Here is a 17,370-nt window from a genome sequence, read left to right on the forward strand (position 1 = left end):
CGGCGCGTTATGAATTGAAAGGCTCCCAGCGGAAATTCCGTTGCAGACCTAGAATAGGACTATTCCATCGCAAGGAGTCCCGTCATGCACCTATCGCTGCAAAATCAGACCGCCATCGTCACCGGCGCCAACTCAGGACTCGGTCGCGGCATTGCGCTGGCCTTCGCCAAGGCCGGCGCCAACGTCGTGGTCAACTACCACAGCCACCCGGACCAGGCGGACGAAGTAGTCGCGCTGATTGCCGCCGACGGCGGACAGGCCATCGCGGTCCAGGCCGACGTCGGCGAAGAGCCGGACGTGCTGGCCCTGTTCGACGCGGCCGTCAGGCGCTTCGGCGCCGTCGACATCGTCATGGCCAACTCCGGCCGCCAGGACGACGCCCCCAGCGCCGACATGACCCTGGCCCAGTGGGAAGGCGTGCTGAAAACCAATTTGACCGGCCAGTTCCTGTGCATGCGCGAAGCCGTGCGCCTGTTCCGCAAACAGGGCCAACGCGACGTCTCGCGCGCGCTCGGCAAAATCATCTGCATGAGCTCAGTCCATCAGCGCATTCCGTGGGCCGGCCATGTCAATTACGCGGCGTCCAAGGGCGGCGTGCACCTGCTGATGGAAACCATGGCGCAGGAAGTCGCGCCCGAGAAGATCCGTATCAACGCCATCGCGCCGGGCGCCATCAAGACCCCGATCAACGCCGAAGCGACCGGCGACGGCGGCACCCCCGAGCTGCTTAAACTGATCCCGTATGGCCGAGTGGGCAAGCCGGAGGATGTCGCCAACGCGGCGCTGTTCCTGGCGTCCGACCTGGCGGACTACGTGGTCGGCAGCACGCTGTTCATCGACGGCGGCATGTCGCTGTATCCGGGCTTCGAGGACAACGGCTGATGGCCGCCGCCGTCAAGGCCAGGACCACCGCCAAAACCCCAACCAGGCAAAAAGCGCCCGTGAAAGACGCGGAGCGCGCGGAACGCGACATCGCCGACCATGGCGTGATCGGCAACCTCGCCACCATAGCGCTGGTGGCGTGCGACGGCGCCATCGACTATATGTGCTGGCCCAATCTCGACAGCCCGAGCATCTTCGCCGGTTTGCTGGACGCGGCCAAGGGCGGCGTATTCGAGCTGTCGCCGCAAATCGACGATCCCCGCGTCGTGCAGATGTATATGCCCGACACCAACGTGCTGCTGACACGCTGGATGGGCAGCGACGCCAGCGCCGAAATCACCGACCTGATGATCGATACCGACGATGCCGGCGAGTCCCCTGCCCGGCTGGTGCGGCGCGTGACGGTCACCCGTGGCAAGGCGACGATCAGCCTGCGCTGCGCGCCGCGCTACGACTACGCGCGGGTGGTGCCTGCCGTCGCGATCAAGAAAGGCAGCGCGATCTTTTCCGGCAAAGGCAATCCCTCGCTGCGCCTGAGCGGCGACGCCGATTTCGTCAAGGGCGAAGGCGAAGTGACCGCCAGCGTCACGCTGCGCGCGGGCCAGAGCGTGACCTTCATGCTCGACGAGCCGCACGAAGAACTGGTCGACGCCCACACCATTGGCCAGCAGATCGACGCCACCATCGCCCGCTGGCGCGCCTGGGCCGGGCAATCCACCTACAAGGGCCGCTGGCGCGACGCGGTCACCCGCTCCGCGCTGGTGCTCAAGCTGCTGACTTCGCGCCGGCACGGCTCGATCGCCGCGGCCGGGACCTTCGCCCTGCCCGAGGCGCGTGGTGGCATCCGCAACTGGGACTACCGCGCGGCGTGGATACGCGACTCGTCGTTCTCGATCTACGCGCTGATGCGGCTTGGCTATCACAACGAGGCCAAGGACTTCTACCGCTGGCTTGGGGACCGCGCGCTGCACTCCAGCCAGGGCGGCAAGATGCAGGTGATGTATGCGCTCGACGGCGGCGCGATTTCGCCCGAGACCACGCTGGAGCACCTGGGCGGCTACGGCGGCGCGGCGCCGGTCCGCATCGGCAACGACGCCGTCACGCAGCTGCAGCTCGACATCTACGGCGAGTTGATGGACTCGATCTACCTGAGTAACAAGTACGGCGAGGCGATCTCGCACGACCGCTGGGTGGGCGTGTGCCGGGTTATCGACTACGTGTGCCGGCACTGGAACGAGGCCGACGCGGGAATTTGGGAGGTGCGCGGCCCGCCAAGTCATCACCTGCATTCACGCTTGATGTGCTGGGTGGCGATCGACCGGGCGATCCGGCTCGCCAGCAAACGCTCGCTGGCCGCGCCGTTCACGCGCTGGATCAAGGTGCGCAACGCCATCCACGACGATATCTGGGCCAATTTCTGGAACGAGAAGCTGGGACATTTCGTCGAGGAGCGCGGCGGCAAGGAGCTCGACGCGTCGCTGCTATTGATGCCGCTGGTGCGCTTTGTCGGCGCCACCGATCCACGCTGGCTGGCCACCCTGGACGCCATCGGCACCCGGCTCACCGACGACGGCATGGTGTTCCGCTACAAGCGTGACGACGGCTTGCCGGGCAAGGAAGGCGCGTTCTCGGCGTGTTCGTTCTGGTATGTGGAGTGCCTGGCGCGCGCCGGACGGATGGACGAAGCGCGGATGATCTTCGAAAAGCTGCTGCGGTATTCGAACCACTTGCAGTTGTACGCGGAGGAGTTCGACGAACGTGCGAAGTTGATCGGCAACTTCCCGCAAGGGTTCACGCATCTGGCCCTGGTCAGCGCAGCTTTTTACATCGATCGCGAGATGGAAGGACGCGGCCAGCGGGACTGGCCGGCCTAATCGTTGGCCGGGACAAATCCCGGAGGCACGTAGGGCGGATTAGCGCAAAGCGCGTAATCCGCCACAAGCCGCCTGGGGCGCATGCATGGCGTAGTCGAAGGTTACTGGATCACCCGATAGCAAGGCGTGTACGCCTTGCCCGCCAACTTCATCCTGCTCTGCTCGACGAACGACGCCAGCAGCGCATCCATCGGCCCCATGATCTCCTTGTCGCCGTGGATCTCGAAGTGGCCGAACTTTTCGATAGCGCGGATGCCCTCGTCCTTGACGTTACCCGCCACCACACCGGAAAACGCCCGGCGCAGGTTCGCCGCCAGCAAATGCACTTCCTGGTTCTTGTGCAGACTCAAATTGCGCATGTTCTCGTGCGTCGGCGCGAACGGCTTCTGGAACTCGCGGTCGATCTTCAGGCCCCAGTTGTAGTAATAAGCATCGCTGCGGCTCTTGCGGAACTCGCGCACCTGCTTGATCCCAGCCTGCATCTCGCGCGCCACCAGTTCCGGATCGTCGATGATGATCTTGTAGCGCTGCTGCGCTTCCGGCCCCAAGGTGTCGAGGATGAACTGGTTGATCTGCACGAAGTACTCGCGCGACGTCTCCGGCCCGGTGAACACCAGCGGGAACGGAATCTCCGCGTTATCCGGATGCAGCAAGATACCCAGGATGTAGAGGATCTCCTCGGCGGTGCCGGCGCCGCCAGGGAACACCACGATGCCATGACCGGTGCGCACGAACGCTTCCAGCCGCTTTTCGATATCCGGCATGATCACCAGTTCGTTGACGATCGGGTTCGGCGATTCGGCGGCGATGATGCCCGGCTCCGTGATGCCCAGGTAGCGGCCATGGGCCAGACGCTGTTTGGCGTGGCCGATGGTGGCGCCCTTCATCGGCCCTTTCATCGCGCCAGGGCCGCAGCCGGTGCAGATGTCCAGACCGCGCAGGCCCATTTGGTAGCCCACTTCCTTCGAGTAGTTATACTCGGCGCGGTTGATCGAGTGTCCGCCCCAGCACACCACCAGGTTCGGATTGAGCATCGACTTGAGCACGCCGGCGTTGCGCAGGATATGGAAGACCGCGTCGGTGATGTCCTCTGTGCGGCTCATGTCGAACTTCTGCGTATCGGTGACCTCTTTGCTGACGAAGACGATATCGCGCAGCACCGCGAACAGGTGTTCGTGGATGCCCTTGATCATTTTGCCGTCGACGAAAGCGATCGCCGGGGCGCCCTTGATATCGAGCTTGATGCCGCGCTCGCGCTGCACGATGCTGATCGAGAAGGACTCGTAACGCTCGAGCAGCTCCTTGCCGTCGTCGATGGTGCTGCCGCAGTTGAGCACAGCGAGTGCGCAATTGCGAAAGACGTTATATAGGCCGCCCTGGCTGGTGTCGAGCAGCTTGTTCACTTCCGCCTTCGAGAGAATCTCCAGCTGTCCCTCGGGCGAAATCAATGTATCGATAACGTCATGTTCCATGTTGCGTAAATCCTTATTCAGATTCGATGTCACGTAGTAGGCCTGCAATGCCAATATACGACAACTCGGCGCACTTTGGGTCCGGAGATTGTGCGCTGCAATTTTTCTGCGCCGATTCCGGTTTTATTATCACAAATGACACAATCTTGCAGCGATTGCTCCAAAAAGTGCGTCACGTCGCATTTGTAGATTAAAATGGCGCCCAATTTGGCCCCCCACGAGGGAGCTGGAGACACTTTTCGTCGATCATAAATTAGGAGAAGCCGCATGAGCGGTGCTACCACCACCAACCAGGAAGTCGCTATTCCCGAGTTCAAACAGATCATGGGCCACCCCGCCCCGCTCTGGATGTTGTTCATGACCGAATTCTGGGAGCGTTTCGCTTTCTACGGCATCCGTTGGGCGCTCGTGCTCTACGTCGTCGCACAATTCTATAACGGCGATTCGTCCGGCGAATCGGCCGCCAATCTGGTCTACGGCTCCTACCTCGCGCTGGTCTACGCGGCCGCGCTGTTCGGCGGCTATGTCGCCGACCGGGTGCTGGGATACCAGCGATCGATCCTGGTCGGCGCAGCCTTCATGGCGGCCGGCCTGTTCATGATCGCCTTCCCCGACCAGACGGTGTTCAAGCTTGGCCTGGCCACCATCATCGTCGGTAACGGCATGTTCAAGCCGAACATCTCGACCATGGTCGGCAAGCTGTACTCCACCGGCGACAGCCGCCGCGATTCTGGCTTCACGATTTTCTACATGGGTATCAATTCCGGCGCGATGGTCGCCCCGGTGCTCACCGAGTGGCTGGCCACCGCGATCTTCGGCACCAACGGCATGCCCGCTTACAAAGTGGTGTTCATGTCGGCCGGCGTCGGCATGTTGATTAGCCTGGTGTGGTTCTTCATCGGCCGCCGCAACCTGCAGGGCATCGGCGCCCCGGATGCGCAAACCGGCGATCCGAAACGCCTGCTGTACGTGATCGTCGGCTCGCTGTGCGTGATCCCGGTGGTCTACCTGCTGCTCGCCGCCGGCGCCAAAAGCCTGCAGGCGGTGCTGTCGGTGCTGTTCATCCTGCTGGCGGTGATGCTGCTGATCGAAGGGATCAAGAACGGCAAGGTTGCGCGCGACCGCGTCATCGCCATGCTGCTGATCTTCTTCTTCAATATCATGTTCTGGATGTTCTTCGAGCAGGCTGGCAGCTCGTTCACCTTCCTGGCCGAGAAAATCGTCGACCGCGAAATGTTCAACTGGATCTTCCCGGTGGCGTGGTTCCAGACCGTGAACTCGCTGGCGATCATCACCTTCGCGCCGCTGATCGCCTTTATCTGGGTCGCGATGCGCAACAAGAATCCATCGATTCCGCGCAAGTTCGGACTGGGCCTGCTGTTCAACGGCGCCGCCTTCGGCCTGCTGATGTACGCGCTGTCGATGCTGGTCGATATCGACAACAAGATCCCTTTCTGGACCCTGTTCATGGTCTACGTGCTGCAATCGATCGGTGAACTGTGCCTGTCGCCGATCGGCCTGTCGATGGTGACCAAGCTGGCGCCTACGCGCCTGGTCGGCTTGGGCATGGGCGGCTGGTTCCTGTCGACCGGCATCGGCAACAACCTGTCGGGCATCTTCGCGTCGGCGGTGTCCGGCGAGAGCGGCATGTCGGTGACGTCGGCGCTGTCTGGCTACACCTTCGGCTTCTATTCGCTGATGGCCGGCGGTGTGCTGCTGTTCCTCATCGCGCCACTGATTCAAAAGCTGATGCACGGCGTGAAATAAGCCGTCCGCCGCGCACGCAGCACGCATGCAGATGCCGCCCGGGTAACACCGGGCGGCATTTTTTTTTGTCTTGAGCGTTTTCACCACGTTATTGCAGCGCGTCATGCTTTCCTCGACTAACGGTGCTACATTCGATTACCGAGCGCTTGCTTTGTTTTCGATCCAGGCGCCGGCGACTTCCCAGCTTCTCATTTCCTAAAAAATAACTAACGGAGACAAAATGAAGAATCGCTTCTGGAAATATGTTGCAGGCACGCTCATCGCCATCACCGCCCTGCCCTTGCCGTCCTGGGCGGCCGGTTACACCCAAACCAAGTACCCGATCGTCATGGTGCACGGCTTTTTGGGCTTCGAAAGCATCGGGCCGCTTGAGTACTTCTACGGCATCACCTCCGGCCTTCGCAGCGGTGGCGCCAAGGTGTACGTGACGACCGTATCGGCGGCCAACAGCACCGAAGTGCGTGGTGAACAGATGCTCACCCAGGTCAAGCAAATTCTGGCGGTAACCGGCGCGGCCAAGGTCAACCTGATCGGCCATAGCCACGGCGGCCCGACCGCGCGCTATGTCGCCTCGGTCAGGCCGGATTTGGTGGCCTCGGTCACCAGCGTGGGCGGCGTGAACAAGGGTTCGAAAGTGGCCGATATCTTGATGGACAACGCCCCCGGCGCCAGCACCGTGGTGCTGGGTGCGGTCGCAAATCTGATGAGCATCGTATCGGGCAACACCGGCCGGCCGCAGGACGCCAGGGAGGCCATGATGTCGCTCACCACCGCAGGGTCGCTGGCGTTCAACAGCCGCCATCCGGAGGGCGTGCCACTGTCGGCCTGCGGCGAAGGCGCCTACCAGGCGCGCGGCGTCTACTACTTCTCCTGGAGCGGCGGCAAGCAGATCACCAATGTGCTCGACCCGCTCGACGCGCCGCTCGCGCTGACGGCGCTGGCGTTCAACGGCGAGAAGAACGATGGCCTGGTCGGCAGCTGCTCCAGCCATCTTGGCCGCGTGATCCGCGACGACTACGCGATGAACCATCTCGACGAGGTCAATCAGACGGCCGGCCTTGTCAGCCTGTTTGAAACCAGCCCGGTGACGGTGTTCCGCCAGCAGGCCAACCGCCTGCAGGGACTGGGCCTCTAGGAGCGCGGCATGCATGCGAACGTGAAGAGGGCCGGAGTCGCCGCGCTGCTGCTGGCCGGCTGCGCGCTGTATTTCAGCCGGGACGAGCCGCCGTCTCCACCGGCGCAGGTTCGCGAGCCGGGTTCCGGTCTCTTCGCGTTCGTGCCGTCGATGCAAGGCACGCGCCCGGACGGCGACATCAAAACGCTGGAAGGCGACCAGCTGGTGGTCGACGCGGAGCTCGGGCATTTGTTCGACTACTACCTGGCCGGGCTGGGCGAGAAGGATCTGGACGCGATCCGGACGGAGATCGAACGGGAGCTCGATCGGCGCCTCAAGCCGGGACCGGCGCGGCAGGCCAAACAGCTGCTGTCAAGTTACCTGGCCTATAAACAGGCGCTGGCGGGCGTCGACTCGCAGCTGGCGCCGTCCGGCGACGTCGCGCAGTCGGCGCGCGCGCGGCTGCTGGCGATGCGCGCCTTGCGTTCGACGTATTTCACGCCGGCGCAAAGCGCGGGCCTGTTCGGCGCCACCGATATGGCGGACGACGACGCGGTGGCGCGGCTCGAGGTGGACAACGACAAGACCTTGAGCGCGGAGCAGAAACGGGCAAAGGTGGCGGAGCTGGACCGGCGCATGCCTGCGGCGCTACGCGAGGAGCGCGAGGCCCCGGCCAAAATCATCCGGCTGGAGGAATCGGTGGCGCGGCTGCGGGCCGGCGGCGCCGGCGACAATGAAGTCTACAGCCTGCGCGCGGCGACGTTCTCGCCCGAGGCGGCGGCCCGCCTGGCCGACGTCGACCGCGACGAGGCGGCGTGGAAAGCGCGCATCGGCGCCTACCTGAACCAGCGCGCGACATTGATGGCGCAACCCGCACAACAGAAAGACGCCGCACTACAACAGCTGCGCGACAGCAGTTTCACGCCAGAGGAGCAACGCCGACTAGGCGCCTACGAATAAGCGAGCGTTCATGCGGATCAGGTACGCTGCATCGGATTGGCGTTCAACCAGGCCTGCAACCTGTCGGCGGTATCCGCCGGCAGATGCAAACCAAGCTTGGAGCGCCGCCAGAGAATATCCTGCGCGGTGCGCGCCCACTCATAGCGGCGCAGATATTCCACCTCCGTCGCAAACAACCCCGGCGCGATCTGCTCGCCCATGTCCTCCACATCGGTGCGATCGCACAGCAGCGTATGAATCCGCGTGCCATACGCCCGCGCATAGCGCAGCACCAGCAGCGGCGGCAGCCACGCGTAGCGCGCCTGCATGGTGCGCACCCACGCGTCGAACTGCAGCACCGATTTGTTCTGCGGCTCGGCGCCGTATATATCCCCGCCCGGCAGGCAGGCATTGTGCGTCCATGCGCCGTGGCGGTTGTCCAGCGACTTGCCGATCAGATCGACCGCCTCCTCGGCCAGCTTGCGGAAGGTGGTGATCTTACCGCCGAAAACACTGAGCATGGGCGGGCCGTCGCTGTCGACCTCCAGCCGGTAATCGCGCGTCACGGCCTTGGCGTCGGCGCCATCCTCGACCAGCGGCCGCACGCCCGAATAGGTCCACACCACATCCGCCGGCACGATAGGCTGGACGAAATACTGGCTCGCCAACTGGCAAAGGTAGGCGATTTCGTCCTCGCCGATGGCGACCTGGTTGGCGTCGCCCTGGTAATCGAGGTCGGTGGTGCCGATCAGCGTGAAATCGCGCTCGTACGGAATGGCGAAGACGATGCGCCCGTCCGGGTGCTGGAAAATATAGGCGTTGTCATGCTCGAAGATGCGCTTGACGACGATATGGCTGCCCTTGATCAGGCGCAGGTGGCCGCCGCCCTCCTTGGGCAGCGCCGCGTGCAGCAAATCGGCGGTCCAGGGGCCGGCGGCGTTGACCACGTAGCGGGCGTTGACGCGGATATTGCCGCAACTGGGCTTGTACAGGGTCGCTTCCCAGCCGGCCGCCTTGCGTACCAGCGCATTGCAGACCGCCTGCGTCAGGATGGTGGCGCCCTTCTCGCCGGCGTCGATGGCGTTCAGCACCACCAGCCGGGCGTCGTCGACCCAGCCGTCCGAGTAGATAAAGCCGCGCTGGAACTCCGGTTTGAGCGGCTTGCCGGCCGCGTGGCAGCGCAGGTTGACGCCGGACGACGCGGGCAGCAGCTCGCGCTTGGCCAGCAGATCGTAGAGCATCAAGCCGGCCCGGATCAGCAGCGCGGGGCGCTGCCCTTTCGCGTGCGGCATCACGAAGCGCATCGGCCACATGATGTGCGGCGCGGCGCGCAGCAGCGTTTCGCGCTCGATCAGCGCCTTGCGTACCAGGTTGAATTCGTAGTATTCCAGATAACGCAGGCCACCGTGTATCAGCTTGGTGGACGCCGACGACGTATGCGACGCCAGGTCGTCCTTCTCGCACAAGACCACCGACAGCCCGCGCCCCGCCGCGTCGCGCGCGATGCCGGCGCCATTGATGCCGCCGCCCACTATCAGGACATCGCAATCGAGTGTGTGCTGCGGTTCCGCCATGTCTTCCCCGGCTGTATAGCCAAAATAACCAGATTACTGTACAAGTTACTCTACGTTACGTGAAATTTGCCTTTCCTCATAGGGGCCGGCACCCAATCCGCCCCAAAAAGCCACGTTCCGTTTAAGAGAGCGCAAATTTTGATGGTCTATAATCGGCCCAACCGTTACCACCATGAGATCGAGCTTTGACCGCTTCCCCTATCGCACTACCCAAATGGATGAACCGCCGTAACGCCATTCGCGGCTTTATCGTGACCGGCGTCGTCGCGCTTGTCGCCGGCGGCCTGCTGCTGGCCTACCTGCTGCTGTTCGTCGCCCCGAAACTGCCCGCGCTCGACGCCGTGACCGACTACCGGCCCAAGATCCCGCTGCGCGTCTACACCGCCGACAATGCCCTGATCGGCGAATTCGGCGAGGAACACCGCGACTTCGTGCCGATCAAGGAAGTGCCGGAGCTGATGAAGAAAGCGGTGCTGGCCATCGAGGACAAGCGTTTTTATGAACATAATGGCATCGACTGGCGCCGCGCGCTGGGCGCCGCGCGCGCCAACCTGGGCGGCGGATCGCGCCGCCAGGGCGGCTCCACCATCACCATGCAGGTGGCGCGCAATTTCTTCCTGACCCGCGATAAATTCTACGGCCGCAAGCTCAATGAAGTCATGCTGGCCATGAAAATCGAGGCGGCGCTGAGCAAGGACGAGATTCTGGAGCTGTACATGAACCAGATCTATCTGGGTCAGCGCTCGTTTGGCTTCGGCAGCGCGGCGCAGACCTACTTCGGCAAGTCGCTCAAGGAGCTCGATGTCGCCGAAATGGCAATGCTGGCCGGCCTGCCGCAAAATCCGGCCCGCCACAACCCGGCGGTCAATCCAAAACGCGCCAAACAACGCCAGCGCGTGGTGCTCAAGTCGATGCGCGACCTCGATTACATCACCGAAGACCAGTATCAGAAGGCGCTGCACCAGACTTTGCGCGTGAGCAGTCGCGGCCAGCAGTTCGACACCCACGCCGAGTACGTGGCCGAACTGGCGCGCCAGACCGTCTACGCCCAATTCAAGGAGGATTCTTACACCAAGGGCATCAGCGTCTACACCACCATCCTCAAGGCGGACCAGGACGCGGCCTACGAATCGGTGCGCCGCAATGTGCTCAATTACGACCAGCGCCATGGCTATCGCGGCCCGGAGGCCTTCATCACGCTGCCGGCGGACGAGGAAGAGCGCGACGACGCCATCGAGGAAGCGCTGCAGAAGCGCCCGAGCAGCGATCGCCTGATTCCGGCCGTGGTGCTGGAAGCCGGTCCGAAGGCGGTCAAGGTGCAGAACCCCGCAGGCGAAGAGATCACCATCACCGGCGACGGCCTGCGCCTGGCCGCCGGCGCCCTGACCGACAAGGCCAAGGACGCCGTGCGTCTGCGTCCCGGCGCGGTGATCCGCATCATGCAGGGCAATAAGGAAGCCTGGTCGATCTCGCAGGTGCCGCTGGTGGCGGCGGCCTTCGTGTCCATCGACGCCGTCAGCGGCGGCTACCACGCGCTGGTCGGCGGCTTCGATTACAACTTGCAGAAGTTCAACCACGTCACTCAAGCCTGGCGCCAGCCTGGTTCCGCGATCAAGCCTTTCGTCTATTCGGCCTCGCTGGAAAAAGGCTTCTCGCCGGCGACGCTGCTCAACGACGCGCCGCTCGACCTGACCAGCGCCGAAACGGGCAATGAGCCATGGAGCCCGCGCAACGACGACGGCAAGTTCGACGGTCCAATCACCATGCGCTACGCGCTGGCCGAATCCAAGAACGTGGTGTCGGTGCGCATCCTGCGTTCGATCACCGTGCCTTACGCGCACAACTACTTGGGCAAGTTCGGTTTCGACCTGGCCAAGCATCCGAAGAATCTGACCATGGCGCTGGGCACCGGCTCGGTCACGCCGGCGCAGATGGCCGGCGCCTACTCGGTGTTCGCCAACGGCGGCTACACGGTGGAGCCGTATCTGATCGCCAAAATAGTAGATGGCGAGGGCAAGATCATCAGCGAGACCAAGCCGCGCACCACGCTGCCCGACGAGGCCCGCGTGATCGATCCGCGCAACGCCTTCGTCACCGACAGCATGATGCGCGAAGTGACACGCACCGGCACCGGCGGCGCTGTGGCGCGCCTGGGCCGCCACGACATGGCCGGCAAGACCGGCACCTCGAGCGAGGCGGTCGACGGCTGGTTTGCCGGTTACGGCGGCGGCATCGTGGCGGTGTCTTGGATGGGTTACGACGATTCGAAATCGTTGGGCGGCAAGGAGTTTGGCGCTACCGTCGCGCTGCCGATCTGGATCGACTACATGAAGGTGGCGATGAAGGGCCGTCCGCCGCAGGACCGCCCGGTGCCGGCGGGTATGACGCAGGTCGGCGGCGAGTGGCTGTACGATGAGTTCACCGGCGACGCGGCCCGCACCACGCTCGATATCGAGGAAACCGCGCCGGGCGCCGAGAACATCGTGCCAATGTCGACCGGCGCGGAAAACATCGCGCCGGTGCCGCCGCCGCGCGGCCAATAAGCTAGCCAACTAGCTGGCCAATTAGCTGGCGGCAGGGACGGTCAGGCCGACAGATAGCCGCGCATCATCCGCACGGCGCTGTCGGCGAACATGTCGGGCGTGACATTGGCGGCGCGGTACTTCCAGCGCTTGACGTACCAGTCCTGGAAGGTGGCCATGATGTGGGCGGCGAGCAGGTCCGCGCTGCCCTGCGGGCGGTCCGGAATTTGCGCGATGACGTCGGCGAACAGCGATTGCACGTACAGCTCCGACGCCTTGGCCGTGTGCCGGTGCTGCGCCTGCAGCACCCGCGAGTCCATGAAGACGAAATAAAACCAGGGTTGCAGAATTTCGGACACGTAGATCGACGCCCGTATCAGCGCCTCGAGCTTGTCGAGCGGCTCGGTGAGGTCGTCGAACAGGCGCGGCATCTCGTGGGTGGCGTGGCGCACCACGTCCTCGATCATCTCCGCCAGCTGGTCCTTGTTACTGATGTAGCCATACAGGCCGCCCATCGACAGTCCCGTCTCGTGGCACAGGTCGCGCAAATTCATCGCGCGGAAACCGACCTCGTTGGCCAGCTTGAAGGTGGCGTTGAAGATGCGCTCGAGGTTTTCCAGTGCCGGCTTGCGGCGTTTTACCGTGATGCGCTCAGCATTGCGGTCCAGCAGATAAGACCAGATATTGACGCCGTCGAGCGGCGTCATGCTCTGGAATTGTTCCAAGTCGAATTGTGCCCGCAAGATAGTCTCTGATATGGTTTTATTAATAACGTATCCGATCATCTTAGCACAGGCCTCCCACGCGCCCGCCCCAAAAACTGTGGCTTTACTTCACATTTCGCTTGTCTTCCGGACACAATAGAAGCAAAATTCGCCTTTCATTCCATCCGACCATCCGGCTCCCTTGCACCTGCTCCGATCGTTTCCTGTCCGGCGCCTCCTGATCTCGGTCATGGCGGCGGTGCTGCCCCAGTTACCGGGCGCCACGCAGGCGCAGACCACCGGCAATATCGACGAGCTGGCCGACCTGGTGCTCGGCATCGTCCAATACACCCGTTGGCCGGGCGCGCCCGAGCCGATCATGCTGTGCCTGAGCGACAGCGACGCCGGCGCCGCCGCGCTGGCCGCGTCCTTCGCCGCCATGTCGCCGGCGCCGCCGCTCAAGGTCGCCATGCGCCGCATGGAGCCGGCGATGGCCGCCGAACTGCTCGGCTGTCAGGCGGTGTTGTTCCCGGACATGCCGGTCGCCACCCAGCAAGGACTGCTGTTGAGATTGAATAAACACCCCATCCTGACCCTTGGCCGGGGCGAGAACTTCTGCTCCTACTCCGGCCAGATCTGCCTGATTGAAGGCGCGAAGGGACTGCGCTTTCGCGTCAACCTCGACGCCATCGCCTTCAGCGGTTTGCGCCTGAATCCGCGCATGCTGCAGCTCGGTGTGCGCGGCGGAGCGGCCCGATGACGCCGGCGCCGCAAAGCATCGCCGCGCTGGTGCGGCGCGGCCAATGGCGCAGCGTGCTGGTGGCACTCGGCTGCGCGACCGCGCTGATGGGCGGCGCAGCGATGTACAGCCTTCAGCAGCAGGCCACGCACGCGTTGTCGCTGGCGGCGCGCTCGCTGGCCTACGCCGGCGAGCCGGCGTTACGCTTCAAGGACACCGAGGCCCTGATGGAACTGGTCAAGCCGCTGGCCGACAGCGAACAACTGGCAACCGTCGAGGTGCTGGACCGGCGTGGCGCGGTGCTGCTGCACTACCGCCGTCCGCCGGCCGGCCGCCACGACGCGCTGGCACGCCGCGTCGCCGCATGGCTGCTGCCGATGTCGGTGTCGGCCCCGGTGGCGGCCGGCGCGCGGCAGCTGGGCGAGGTGCGCCTCAGTTCCGACGGCCGCGTCCTGCTCGACTCCCTGGCCGGCTTGCTGGCCGCAGTGCTGTCGTCGCTGGCCCTGAGCGCGGTGGCGGCGTGGTGGTGGTCGCACCGGCTGGCGCGGCTGATCGTCGAACCGGTGTCCGCGCTGGTGCGCCTGACCAAGGAGTTGCGCGAACACCGCCGCTTCGACGCGCGGGCCGACGTCGGCACGGTATTGGAGATCAACACGCTGGCCGAGGACTTCAACCACCTGCTAACGGAGCTGCAATCGTACCAGCACGAAATCGCCGAGCGCCATGAGGAACTCAGTAGCGCCAACCTGCGCCTGCGCCATACCAGCCTGCATGACGGCCTGACCGGCCTGCCCAACCGACGCTATCTGGTCGAGCACCTGCGCGAGGTGCTGGCGCGCTGCCGCCGTCTGGACGAACGTGCCGCGGTGTTGTTCATCGACATGGACCGCTTCAAGCAGGTCAACGATTCGATGGGCCACGCGGTCGGCGACGTGCTGCTCGAAACGCTGGCGCTGCGCCTGCGCGCCTCGGTGCGCGAAACGGACTTCGTGGCGCGCCAGGGCGGCGACGAATTCGTCGTGCTACTGCACCCGATCGGCGACTCGGACGACGTGCTGTCGTCCATTTCGCGCATCCGCCAATCGTTGCGCCAGCCGCTGCGCCTGGAAGACGGCCAGTTACTGCCGCTGGGCGTGACTATCGGCGGCGCCATCTATCCGGACCACGGCGACAGCATCGACGCCCTGGTCAGCTCGGCGGACTCCGCCATGTACGTGGCCAAAAGCCGCGCGCGCGGCACCGACGCCCTTTTTCAACCACAAGCTATAGATCAATCGACACCATGACCGCATTTCACCGCCGCGCTTCGACAGCCCTGTTCAACCTCGTCGCCGTGGCGCTGGCCGCCGGCCTGCTGACCGCTTGCGCCGCCCCCAAACCGGCCGAGCCGGCCGCACCCGTGATCACGGCGCGCCAGGCGGCGTTGCAGTCGCTGGGCTTCAAGCCGACCACGCGCGGCTGGGAAAAGAGCCTGAGCACCGACGGCGGCGGCGAGGTCGGCGGACGCGTCACCTTCGGCTTCGACAGCGACAGGCTGACCGACGAGGGCGCCAAGGACATCGCCGCCACAGCCGCCGTGCTGTTGTCGGTCGGCGTCAGCGAACTCGGTATCGAGGGCCACACCGACAACCGGGGCGCGGCAACCTACAACCAGGCACTGTCGGAGCGGCGCGCGGCGGCCGCCGCGCAGGTCTTCGTGACGGCCGGCTTCAAGGAAAGTAACATCCGCCGCGTCGGCTACGGCGACGCGCGGCCGATCGACGACAATACCACCGAAGCCGGGCGCGCCCAAAATCGCCGCGTGACGATCATCGTCAGCGCGGTGTGACCGCGGTTCAATGGACGTAGCGGGCGATGAAGTAAACGCCCGTCATGAGCAGTGAGGCGAAGCCGTACAGCTTCCACATGTGGGAAATCTGCATGTTATACAAAGTGATGCGCTGTTCCACCAGCGCATCCTTGAACTCGTCGCGCTGGTTGGCCAGAGCGTCCTTGAATTCCTCGCGTTGAGCGGACAGGGCCGCGAAGAAGTCCTCGCGCTGTTTGGCCAGCGCGTCCTTGAATTCCTCGCGCTGTTTGGCCAGCGCATTATTGAACTCCAGCTTATGCTCGTGCAGCAGCCCGATAATTCGCTCGGTGGACGCGTGAATCTCATTGCGCAGCGACTGCACATCTTCCTTGGTCGCAAAGCTGGTTCGTATCACCGCCACATCCACCTCCACCGCCGACATGCGTTTCTCGACCACTGCGAGACGTACTTCGACACGTCCATCATATGCGCCACGAGACGCGTTTTCAACCGGATTTTCTTCGTTGTTGGCAGGCATGATCGCTCCTCGGGGCACGGCGGAATGACCAAGTTAACACACGCTACCCACGCTTCGATTGAGGCGTATCAGACAAAAAAAAGCAGCCACGGGGGCTGCTTCACTGTACCGCTACGCCACAAGGTGGCTTGCTTATTGTTCGAATCACACACAATATGCGGGTCGGCGGATTTCACGTCAACAGTTATCGCACACAGTGTGGCGCGCCGGGGACAATCGCCACCTGCGCATCAGCGTGACAATTTAACCGGCGGTCACGCGATTGCGCCCGGCCCGCTTGGCCTCGTACAAGGCTGCGTCGCCGGCCGAGATCCGCCGGATCAGGTCGTAGCCATGCTGATCCGAGCAAGCCACGCCAAGGCTGGCGGTGAAGCGCACCGCCACATCGCCGGTCGACACCACGGTCAGCTCGATGCCCGCCCGCAAACGTTCGGCCAGCCGCAGCGCGTCGGCCAGGTTCAAATCATCGAGCACCAGCACGAACTCCTCGCCGCCGAAGCGCGCCAGCACATCATGTGGCCGCAACTCCATCCTCAGCAAGGCCGACAAATGGCGCAACACCTCGTCGCCGACCAGGTGGCCGTGGCTATCGTTGATCGCCTTGAAATGATCGGCATCGATCATCACCACCGCCAGGCTGCGCCCGCCGCGCTGGGCGCGCAGCGCCACCCGCTTGCCCTACAGCTCCAGGCCGGCGCGGTTGAGCGTGCCGGTCAGGGTATCGAGCGTCGACAGCCGGCGCAGGCGCTCGGCGTAACGCCGCATCACCATCACGATCAGCCCGAACGAGATGCAGATTTGCGCCAGCGGGATCACCAAGGCCGTCACACCCATCATCAGCGCGTTGGTCGGATCGGACAAATCGGTATCCAGCAGCGTGTGCGTACCGCGCAGCAGCAGCGCACAGCCGAGCGCGACAAAGCCGGTCACGCCGATGCAATCGACACGCCAGCCGCCATGGCGCGCGATGGCGGCGGCGCACCACAAATTGAGCAGGCCGAAATAGAAGCCGCTGAACACCAGCCGCGCGCAACGGCTGGGTTCGACCAAGGTGTAGTAACCAGGAACCAGCAGCGCCAGGCCGGTGATGAGCGCGATCATCGGCCACGACAAGGTGGCCGCGCCGTACACGCGCAGGCCGCGCAGCACCAACGCCAGCCCGAAAGCGATGATGCCGTAGCCGGCCACGCTGGTGAGCAGCGCCGGCAACGTCTCCAGCAGCGTCACGACCACGCCCGCCGACACGCAGACATTGCCCGCCGCCACAGCGCAACTCGGGCGGGCTGTCCGCGTAGTTGGCGGACGCGGCAACCAACGCCGTGGTCAGCAGGGTTACGCACAAATGGACCAGTAACAGGGTTTCGAGATGAAGCACGCCGGACGTCCGCGATGAGCAAGGGTTGGTCGAAAACAGCGCAGTATAGAACCAATCGACAGTTGCCGCGATGAAATTTCT

Annotated in this window: 15 protein-coding genes; 9 read left to right on the plus strand and 6 right to left on the minus strand. The window is 64.0% G+C overall.

Features of this window, described 5'->3' with window-relative positions; translation table 11 throughout:
* Window positions 1-84 precede the first annotated feature (84 nt).
* Window positions 85-882: an SDR family oxidoreductase gene (locus ACZ0BA_RS10190; RefSeq protein ID WP_463451163.1), complete on the plus strand. Its 798-nt coding sequence runs from the start codon at window positions 85-87 to the stop codon at window positions 880-882.
* Window positions 882-2,756 carry a glycoside hydrolase family 15 protein gene (locus ACZ0BA_RS10195; protein ID WP_463451164.1) on the plus strand — a complete coding sequence of 625 codons (1,875 nt, stop codon included), beginning with the start codon at window positions 882-884 and terminating at the stop codon, window positions 2,754-2,756. The genes ACZ0BA_RS10190 and ACZ0BA_RS10195 overlap by 1 nt, the downstream gene beginning before the upstream one ends.
* 101 nt (window positions 2,757-2,857) lie before the next feature.
* On the opposite strand, the gene ppnN is transcribed toward ACZ0BA_RS10195, so the two are convergent.
* Complete coding sequence (gene ppnN, locus ACZ0BA_RS10200) at window positions 2,858-4,228, minus strand: nucleotide 5'-monophosphate nucleosidase PpnN (RefSeq protein ID WP_463451165.1); 1,371 nt, start codon at window positions 4,226-4,228, stop codon at window positions 2,858-2,860.
* A 267-nt stretch (window positions 4,229-4,495) separates the two neighbouring features.
* Between ppnN and ACZ0BA_RS10205 the strand changes: the two genes are divergently transcribed.
* From ACZ0BA_RS10205 to ACZ0BA_RS10215, 3 genes are all read left to right on the plus strand, one after another.
* Window positions 4,496-5,995 (plus strand): peptide MFS transporter, encoded by a 1,500-nt coding sequence (locus ACZ0BA_RS10205; RefSeq protein WP_463451166.1) that lies wholly within the window; start codon window positions 4,496-4,498, stop codon window positions 5,993-5,995.
* Window positions 5,996-6,215: 220 nt separating this feature from the next.
* Window positions 6,216-7,130 carry a lipase family alpha/beta hydrolase gene (locus ACZ0BA_RS10210; protein WP_463451167.1) on the plus strand — a complete coding sequence of 305 codons (915 nt, stop codon included), beginning with the start codon at window positions 6,216-6,218 and terminating at the stop codon, window positions 7,128-7,130.
* A gap of 9 nt (window positions 7,131-7,139) precedes the next feature.
* Entirely contained in the window at window positions 7,140-8,069 is a 930-nt protein-coding gene (locus ACZ0BA_RS10215) for a lipase secretion chaperone (RefSeq protein ID WP_463451168.1), read from the plus strand.
* A 17-nt stretch (window positions 8,070-8,086) separates the two neighbouring features.
* Here the strand turns inward: ACZ0BA_RS10215 and glpD are convergent, their stop codons facing one another.
* A complete protein-coding gene (glpD, locus tag ACZ0BA_RS10220; RefSeq protein ID WP_463451169.1) occupies window positions 8,087-9,622 on the minus strand; it encodes a glycerol-3-phosphate dehydrogenase in 1,536 nt (511 codons plus the stop codon).
* A 185-nt stretch (window positions 9,623-9,807) separates the two neighbouring features.
* On the opposite strand from glpD, the gene ACZ0BA_RS10225 reads away from it, so the two are divergent.
* Window positions 9,808-12,165, plus strand: coding sequence for a penicillin-binding protein 1A (locus ACZ0BA_RS10225; RefSeq protein ID WP_463451170.1), 2,358 nt, complete (start codon window positions 9,808-9,810; stop codon window positions 12,163-12,165).
* A gap of 41 nt (window positions 12,166-12,206) precedes the next feature.
* Here ACZ0BA_RS10225 and ACZ0BA_RS10230 read toward each other — a convergent pair whose 3' ends face one another.
* Window positions 12,207-12,887 (minus strand): TetR/AcrR family transcriptional regulator, encoded by a 681-nt coding sequence (locus ACZ0BA_RS10230; RefSeq protein ID WP_463451171.1) that lies wholly within the window; start codon window positions 12,885-12,887, stop codon window positions 12,207-12,209.
* Between the two features lie 211 nt (window positions 12,888-13,098).
* Between ACZ0BA_RS10230 and yfiR the strand changes: the two genes are divergently transcribed.
* From yfiR to yfiB, 3 genes are read left to right on the plus strand one after another with little or no spacing between them, the layout of a single operon-like run.
* A complete protein-coding gene (yfiR, locus tag ACZ0BA_RS10235) occupies window positions 13,099-13,608 on the plus strand; it encodes a regulatory sequestration protein YfiR (protein ID WP_463451172.1) in 510 nt (169 codons plus the stop codon).
* Window positions 13,605-14,873: a diguanylate cyclase DgcN/YfiN gene (gene dgcN / locus ACZ0BA_RS10240; RefSeq protein WP_463451173.1), complete on the plus strand. Its 1,269-nt coding sequence runs from the start codon at window positions 13,605-13,607 to the stop codon at window positions 14,871-14,873. The genes yfiR and dgcN overlap by 4 nt, the downstream gene beginning before the upstream one ends.
* Window positions 14,870-15,415, plus strand: coding sequence for an outer membrane lipoprotein YfiB (yfiB, locus tag ACZ0BA_RS10245; protein WP_463451174.1), 546 nt, complete (start codon window positions 14,870-14,872; stop codon window positions 15,413-15,415). The genes dgcN and yfiB overlap by 4 nt, the downstream gene beginning before the upstream one ends.
* Before the next feature lie 7 nt (window positions 15,416-15,422).
* Here the strand turns inward: yfiB and ACZ0BA_RS10250 are convergent, their stop codons facing one another.
* The 3 genes from ACZ0BA_RS10250 to ACZ0BA_RS10260 all read right to left on the minus strand — a co-directional run bounded on the left by ACZ0BA_RS10250 (window position 15,423) and on the right by ACZ0BA_RS10260 (window position 17,180).
* Window positions 15,423-15,914 carry a hypothetical protein gene (locus ACZ0BA_RS10250; protein ID WP_463451175.1) on the minus strand — a complete coding sequence of 164 codons (492 nt, stop codon included), beginning with the start codon at window positions 15,912-15,914 and terminating at the stop codon, window positions 15,423-15,425.
* Window positions 15,915-16,157: 243 nt separating this feature from the next.
* Entirely contained in the window at window positions 16,158-16,583 is a 426-nt protein-coding gene (locus tag ACZ0BA_RS10255) for a GGDEF domain-containing protein (protein WP_463451176.1), read from the minus strand.
* Window positions 16,584-16,592: 9 nt separating this feature from the next.
* A complete protein-coding gene (locus ACZ0BA_RS10260) occupies window positions 16,593-17,180 on the minus strand; it encodes a hypothetical protein (protein WP_463451177.1) in 588 nt (195 codons plus the stop codon).
* Window positions 17,181-17,370: the final 190 nt, after the last annotated feature.

The organism is Duganella sp. AC917, from assembly GCF_979258245.1.